This window comes from Corallococcus llansteffanensis, from assembly GCF_003612055.1.
GTDB lineage: Bacteria > Myxococcota > Myxococcia > Myxococcales > Myxococcaceae > Corallococcus > Corallococcus llansteffanensis.
The window spans coordinates 1-7,865 of record NZ_RAWB01000463.1; the positions used below are offsets into that span (position 1 = coordinate 1).

Here is a 7,865-nt window from a genome sequence, read left to right on the forward strand (position 1 = left end):
CCCCGGTTCCTCCTCCCGCCCGGTCAGCCACGCGGCCAGCCCATCGACCGTCGGATGCTCATGGAGCATCGTGGGTGACACCTCACGGCCCCATCCCTCACCGACCTCTCCCGCCAGCTCCAGGGCGATTCGCGAGTCGAGCCCATACCGGCCCAGCGGCACGCGCGGGTCGAGCCGCGCCACCTCCACCCCGAGCTTGTCCGCGATGCGCTGTCGCAGCCACTCGCGCGCCCGGTGGAGGTCTTCCGCCGCGGGGACGACGGGCGCGGGCGCCTCCGGCGACGGGCGTTCCTCCTTGAGCGGCTCCAGCGTTCTCGCGAGCCAGGCCTCCCGGCAGGCAGCGCGTTGAACCTTCCCGCTCGTCGTCCGGGGCACGCGTCGCACCAGCACCAGCGCGTGGAGCGTGACGCCGTACTCGCTCATCACGGCGTCGCGGGCCGCCCGCTCCAGGACCGCCGCGCCATGCTCCCGCAGCGTGGCGGGGCGCACCTCCTGGACGACGACCAGCCGCTCGCCTGCCTCGGAGTCGATCCCGAACGCCGCCCCGCGTCCGGCACCGAAGGCTTCGTGACTGGAGGCCACCGTGCACTCGATGTCGTGCGCGTGGTGGGCGCGTCCGTTCACCTTGATGACGTCCTTGCGCCGGCCCGCGATGAACAGCTCTCCGTCCAGCAGGAAGCCCAGGTCTCCCGTGCGCAGGTAGGGCCCTTCACCTCCGGCGGTGTGCGCGTGGAACGTGTGCTCCGTCTCCTCGGGGCGCTGCCAGTAGCCCGCCGCGACCGCGGGCCCCGCGACCCAGACTTCTCCCACGAAGCCCGGGGGACAGGGCGTCAGGGCCTCCGGATCCACCACGCGCACCTGCTCCTGCGGCAGCAGCGGCCGACCACAGCTCACGAGCGTCCGCGCGGGATTCCCTTCCCTGGCTGCGACCGCCCTTCCCGCCTCCAGGCTCCGGGCCTGCAAGGACTCGACGCGCACCCCGCTCCGGCTCGCCACGCACAGCGTCGCCTCCGCCAGGCCGTAGCAGACATGGAACGCCTCGCGGCGGAAGCCATGCGGACCGAAGCGCTGGACGAACTGCTCCAGGATGGCGGCACGGAGGGGCTCCGCTCCGTTGAAGGCCACCTTCCAGCACGACAGGTCCAGCGTGTCCGGCAACGGCTGGGAGGCGCGCGCCCGGCACAGCAGCGCATACGCGAAGTCGGGGCCGCCCGCGTGCGTCGCCCGCTCGCGGCTGATGCGCTCCAGCCACCCGAGCGGCCGGTGCAGGAACATCGTGGGCGACAGGACGGTGGCGGGGAAGCCCGCGAACACGGGCTGGAAGATGCCTCCCACGAGCCCCATGTCGTGCGTGGGCGGCAGCCACGTCACCAGCCGGCTGTCGCGGCCACACCGGAAGCCGCGCCGGAGGGCCTCCAGGTGGTGCAGCAGGTTGCCGTGCGTCAACACCACGCCGCGCGGCGTGAGGGTGGAGCCCGACGTGTATTGGATGAGCGCCGGCATGTCCCGCCCGAGCGTCGGCGGACCCCACATCCCCGTGCAGCCGTCCGCGTTGTCCACGTCCACGACCACGGCCCCCGCGCCGGACAGCTCCTCCCGGAGCGCGGAGCCGCAGTCCCCGGCGACCAGCGCCACCGCGGCCCGGGCATCCCGGGCTCGCGCACCCAGCCGCGCGTGCTCGACCGGAGCTCCCGCGCGAGGGGCCTGCGTGGGCACGGCCACGGCTCCGGCGTACAGCACGCCGAACAGCGCCTGGATGAAGCTTCCCCCCGGCGGGAGCACGAGCAGGACGCGCGCCCCCGGCCCCACCCCGTGCGTCTGGAGCAGCACCGCCACCCGGCGGGCCGCCGCGTCCAGGTCCGCGTAGGTGAGCGTGACGTCCCCCGCTTCACCCGCCAGCCGGTAGGCCTCGCGGGAGCCCTGGATGACCGCGCGCTCGCGCAGGATGTCGACAATCAAGCCGCTCATGACCGCTCCCGGCGCAGCGGCGCCAACCGGTACAGGAAGGGGTCCTGCAGGTGCTCAGCCATCCTGCCTCGCGACATGGCTTCCTCCCGCGCTCAGGTCCCAGGGGGCATCCAGCGCCGCCAGCGCCTGGCCCATCGCTCCGGTCCAGGCGTGGGCGAGCCGCGCCACCGTGGCCGCGTCGAAGAGGGCCACGCGGTACTCGAACGTCGCGCGCAGGCCTTCGCCGACCTCGCCCAATGACAGACGCAGCTCGTACCGGCTCTCTCCCGCCGTCATCGGCAGCGCGGGGTGCACGGTGAGGTTGGAGCGCGACGACACCAGCCGGGGCGTGTCCCGCCACACGATGGCGAAGCGGTGGAGCGCGTCCCCTCCGTCCAGGGCGGGCTCGGCCTCGGTCAGCTCGTCCACGGAGGCGGCGTCGGGCTCACTCGCCGCGACGAGGACGGCCCGCGCCACCGCGAGTCCTCCCGCCAGCGACGTGTCGGAGGGGAGCGCGACCGGCACGGGCACCATGCGGACGAAGCTCCCGAGCGCGTCGCTCAGGCGCACGTCGTCGCGGCCGGAGAGGGCCAGCGTGACGACGAAGCGCGCTTGCGCCGCCTGGCGGGCCAGGAAGCCCAGCGTCACGGAGAGCAGCGCTTCGAAGGGAGTGAAGCCGCGCGCCCTGGCGAGCCGCTCGAGCTGGACGCGCTGCTCCGCGGCGAGGTCCACCGTGAAGGAAGCGCTGGTGAGCGGCAGCCCCGGCAGCCGGGGCCGGTCGGTGGGGAGCGCGAGCGGCGTGGCGTTGCGCAGGCGCTCCACACTGACGTCCCGCACGGGCAAGGTGACAGGGGCCTCGTCCAGGTCCCGGGTGTCCGCGCCCTCCGCCGGTGCCGGGAGCGAACCGGGATCCCGCTTGCCGTTGGGCAGCAGCGGCCACGCCTCCAGCAGCACGAAGGCCGTGGGCACCATCGCTTCGGGCAGCTTCTCGCGGAGGGCCGCGCGCGCCTCCTGGAGCTTCTCCCTCGCCTCCTCGGGCGTCATGACGACGTAGGCGACGAGGCGCACGTCACCGGGGCGGTCTTCACGTGCCACCACCACCACGTCGGCGCTGCCCAGGGCGTCGCGCGCGGCGCGCTCGACCTCCGCCAGCTCCACGCGCATGCCGCGCACCTTCACCTGGCGATCCGCCCTGCCCCGGAACTCCAGGTCGCCCCCGGGCAGGAAGCGGCCCAGGTCACCGGTCCGGTACAGCCGCCCCGGGCCGTAGGGGTTCGCGATGAAGCGCTCCCGCGTCAGCTCCGGCAGGTCCAGGTATCCCAGCGCCACCCCGCGTCCGCCGATGCAGATCTCCCCCACCATGCCCGGGGGGCACGGTTGCAGGTGCGGGTCGAGCAGGTGGATCTCCGTATTCCAGATGGGCCGCCCCACCGGCACCGAGGCCTGTCCTTCGAGCGGCACCGCGCGCCAGCACGTCGAGTCGACGGACGTCTCCGTCGGTCCATAGACGTTGAAGAGGGCCGCGTCCGGCAGCACGTCCCGCACGCGCTCCAGGAAGGAGACCGGCAGGGCCTCACCGCCGGACATGACGGCGCGCAGGGTCTCCACGGTGGAGAGCTCCGGCTGCTCCAGCAGCGCCCCCAGCAGCGAAGGCACCAGGTGCAACACGGTGACGCCCTGCTCGCGCATCAAGCGGATCAGATACGCGGGGTCGCGGTGCCCGTCGGGGCGGGCGATGACGAGCCGGCCTCCGGAGATCAGCGCGGAGAACAGCTCCCGGAGGGAGGCGTCGAAGCTGATGGGCGTCTTGTGGAGGACGCGGTCACTCGCACCCAGCGCCAGCTCCTCGCGCAGCCACAGCAGGAAGTTCGCCACGCCCCAGTGGGGCACGAGCACGCCCTTGGGCCGGCCGGTGGAGCCGGAGGTGTAGAGGACATAGGCCGGTTGCTCGCCCTCCACTTCGAGCGGTACCGGATGCGACGGAAGCGCGGCCAGCACGTCACGAAGGGCCTCCAGGTCGACGACGGGCGCCGACACCGCCTCCGCCGCGCAGTCCACGTCGCCATGGACCAGCAACGCTCCCAACCTCGCGTCCCGGGCCATGAAGGCGATGCGCACGACGGGATAGGACGCATCGAGCGGGACATACGCGCAGCCCGCCTTCCAGACACCGAGCAGCGCGACCAGCAGCTCCAGGGAGCGCTCCACGAGGACGCCCACGCGCGAGCCGGGCTGAAGCCCCAGGCCCACGAGGTGCCGGGCAAGCTGGTTCGCCCGCTGGTCCAGCTCCGCGTACGTGAGCGTGACGCCCTCGTACCAGAGCGCCACCGCGTGAGGCGTGCGGCGGGCCTGCGCCTCGAAGAGCTGGTGCACGCACGGCGGCGGCGGGCTCACGTGGCCCGCGCTCCACGTCCCGGAGGACAGCGCGTCCTGCTCTTCCCGCGCGAGCATGGGGAGGCGGGACACCGGGCAGGACGGGTCTTCGGTCGCGGCGCGACACAGGGTGATGAAGTGCCGGGCCAGGCGCTCGATGGTGGAGCGCTCGAACAGGTCGGCCGAGTACTCGAACTCACACTCCAGCCCGCGCGGCGTGTCCCGCATGAAGAGCGTGAGGTCCATCTTCGCGGTGCCGTTGTCGACGGTGCGGCCCTCGACCTCGATGCCCGGGAGCGACAGCTCCGGCATGGACCCGTGGAGGACGAACATCACCTGGAACAGCGTGGGCCGGTCCAGCTCGCGCTCCGGGTTCACGGCGTTGACGAGCAGCTCGAAGGGCAGGTCCTTGTGGACGAGCGCGTCGTGCACCGTCGCCCGGGTCCGCGCCAGCGCCTCGGAGAACGGCGGGTCATCCCGCAGGTTGGCGCGCAGCGGGAGCCAGTTGACGAAGAAGCCGACCATGCCCGCCACCTCGGCGCGGTCGCGGTTGGCCACGGAGGTGCCGACGAGGAACTCGTCCTGGCCCGTGTGGCGGCCCAGCAGCGTCTGGAAGACGGTGAGCAGGAACGGAAACAGCCGGCCGCCCTCGCGTTGGCTGGCCGCCTTCACCGCGGCCGTCAGCTCCGGAGACAGGGAGTGGACGAGGGTCGCGCCCCGGTGGCTCTGCTGCGACGGACGCCGGGCATCCGCAGGCAACTGGAGGACGCGGGGACACCCATCCAGCTGCCGCCGCCAGTAGGCGAGGTGCGCCTCCAGCACCGGCTCGGAGAGCCACGCCGTGTGCCAGTGCGCGAAGTCCGCGTACTGGAACGCCAGCTCCGGCAGCGGTGAGGGCTGGCCGGAGGTCCGCGCGGTGTAGAGGGCGCGCAGCTCGCGGGCGAGCACCGTCAGCGACCAGCCATCCGAGATGATGTGGTGGAACGTGAAGAGGCCCACCAGGTCCTCGTCCGACAGCCGCAAGAAGCCCAGGCGCAGCAGGGGGCCGTGGACGAGCGAGAACGGCGTGGAGGCCTCGACGCGCGCCAGTCGCCGCGCCTCGTGCTCGCGCTCCGCTTGAGGAAGCCGCGTCAGGTCCACGATGGGCAGCGGGAGGCCGAGGACCGGCGCGACGCGCACGCACGGCCTGCCGTCCACCGTCTCGAACGTGGAGCGCAGCACGTCGTGACGGCGCACGAGCTCCTGGATGCACCACCGCAGGGCGTCCAGGTCGAGGCGTCCCCGGAAGCGAAGCTCGATGGCGAGGTTGTACGCCGTGAGCCCCGGCCGGAGCCGGTCGATGAACCACATGCGGCGCTGGAACGAGGAGACGGGCAGCTCCGCCCCCTTCGGCATCCGCGCGAGCTCCGAGCGCGACGGCGCGGACCGGGTCTGCTCCAGCCACGCGAGCAGCTCCTGCTTGTGCGTCGCGACGCGCCCCCGCACGTCGTCGGTGAGGGCGGAGGCGGGGCCGCGCAGGCGGAGCGTGTTGCCCGAAGCCGTGACGGAGATCCGCCGCTGCGTCAGCTCTGTCAGGAGCGCCTGGAGGGTCATAGCTCGACTTCGGCGAGGGGCTCCGCGCCGTCCGCCCGCGTCTCCTCCGGAAGCGCGAGCAGCACCGCCGTCGCGAGGCTCCGGATGGTGGTCTGCTCCAGGAAGCCCGCCACCGGCAGCGTCACCCCCAGCTCCTCGTCCACGGTGTTGCGAAGCTGGATGGCGGACAGCGAATCGAACCCCATGCCGGTGAGCGTGCGCTCCGGTTCGACGTCCCCGGGCATCAAGCCCAGGAGGGTCGCGACGCTCGAGCACAGGTACTGCTCCAGCATCCGCCGCGCTCCCGCCGGTGGCGCGGCCCGGAGCTTCGTCGGATCCAGTCCACTTGCCGGAGACGCGGGCGCGGGGACCAGGCGCGAGAACACGGGCCGGCCCGCGAGCGCCGGAAGGACCGCGCCCAGCCGCCCCCAGTCGAACGAGAGCACCGCGACGTGGGACCCGAGCGCTCCGGAGCGAAGCCGCTCGAACGCACCGAGCGCCGCTTCGACCTCCAGGCCCCGCCCCGAACGCAGGGCCATGCCGGGCCGTGAGGTGCGGGCCGACATGCCGAGGTCCGCCCAGGGCCCCCAGCTGATGCTGACGGCGGGGCGGCCCGCCGCGACCAGCGCGGGCGCGAGCGAGTCCAGGAACGCATTCGCGGCCGCGTCGTTCCCCTGCCCCGGTGACCCGGTGATGGAGGCGGCGGAGGAGAACAGCACGAAGAAGTCCAGCGGCGTGTCCCCCAGGGCCCGGTGCACCAACCACGCCCCCAGGACCTTCGGAGCCAGCACGCGCGTGAACGCATTCGCGTCGAGCCGCGCCAGCGTGCCGTCATGGAGGACGCCCGCGGCGTGGACCACGCCCTTCACCGGAGGCCATCCCCTGCGCCGCAGCTCCTCCAGGGCCCGTGCGACGGACCGCGCATCGGAGACATCCGCGGGGACGACGGCCACGCGCGCCCCGGCCTGCTCCAGTGCCTCGACGGCCCGCCGTTGCGCACGCGGGTCGGGGCCCTGCTCCATGTCCGACAGCGGCGTGCGCTGCAGGAGGATGAGCGCGCCCGCGCCCCGGGCCGCCATGTGCCCCGCGAACGCGAGCCCCAGCGCCCCCATCCCACCGAGGATGAGATAGCTCGCGTCCGCGCGGTACGCGGGGAGCGCGGGCGCGGGGGGCAGCTCCACCGCCTCCAGCCTCGGCACGTAGGCCCGGCTGCGACGGAAGGCGACCTCCAGCTCGCGCTCCGGCGCCAGGAGGGCCGTGACGAGCAGCAGGACGGACCGGTCCGACACGGGCTCGCGCTCCAGGTCGATGAGGCCCCCCGCCAGCGACGGGTGCTCCGCGAAGAGCGTGCGCGCGAGGCCCCAGGCCGTGGCGGCCTCCGGCGCGGTGGGAGGGCCCTGGACCGCCAGCGCCCCCGAGGTGACGACGACGAGCCTCGCGCCACCGGAGACGGGATGCGCGGCCCCGCGCGCGGCGGCGGTCAGGACGGCGAGCTTGTGGCCCAGCACCCCGGGATCCACCGAACCGGAGCGCTCACCCGCCTCCCACAGGAACACGACGGTGCCGCCCGCCGGGCCCGCCGCCAGCACCTCCTTCACCTGGTGCTCGATGGCCCGGGCATCGTGGCCGATGACCTCCGGAATCACCTGGGCCCGCGAGGCCCCACGCTCCTGGAGCGCCGCCACCAACGGCCCGCCCAGCTCCGAGCCGCTGTCGAGGACGAGCCACGGCGCACCGCTCGCGGGCTGTGCGTCCGGCGGAGGCGCGGGCTCCCAGCGCAGCGAGTAGGCCCCCACGGTCGGCGCGGCGGCGACGCGCTTCTTCCCGAGCCCCTGGATCCGCAGCCCGGTGGCCTCGGCGATCACCGCGCCGTCCGCGTCCAGGATGGCCACGTTCCCGACGAGCGAGTTCCCATCCTCCGCCTCGGGCACGCGCACGGCCCGGCTGTAGCGCGCGCGGGAGAGCTCCCCCAG

General features: G+C 73.7%; 3 protein-coding genes. All 3 read right to left on the bottom strand.

Annotated features, from left to right (window positions below; translation table 11 throughout):
• Positions 1 to 1,968, bottom strand: a 1,968-nt coding sequence (locus D7V93_RS31975; protein ID WP_147451444.1) for an AMP-binding protein, incomplete at its 3' end; no start/stop codon positions are given.
• 54 nt (positions 1,969 to 2,022) lie between these two features.
• A complete protein-coding gene (locus D7V93_RS31980; RefSeq protein ID WP_120646987.1) occupies positions 2,023 to 5,913 on the bottom strand; it encodes a non-ribosomal peptide synthetase in 3,891 nt (1,296 codons plus the stop codon).
• Positions 5,910 to 7,865 (bottom strand): beta-ketoacyl reductase (locus D7V93_RS31985; RefSeq protein WP_158623908.1); only part of this gene is annotated, 1,956 nt, incomplete at its 5' end. The genes D7V93_RS31980 and D7V93_RS31985, both read right to left, overlap by 4 nt.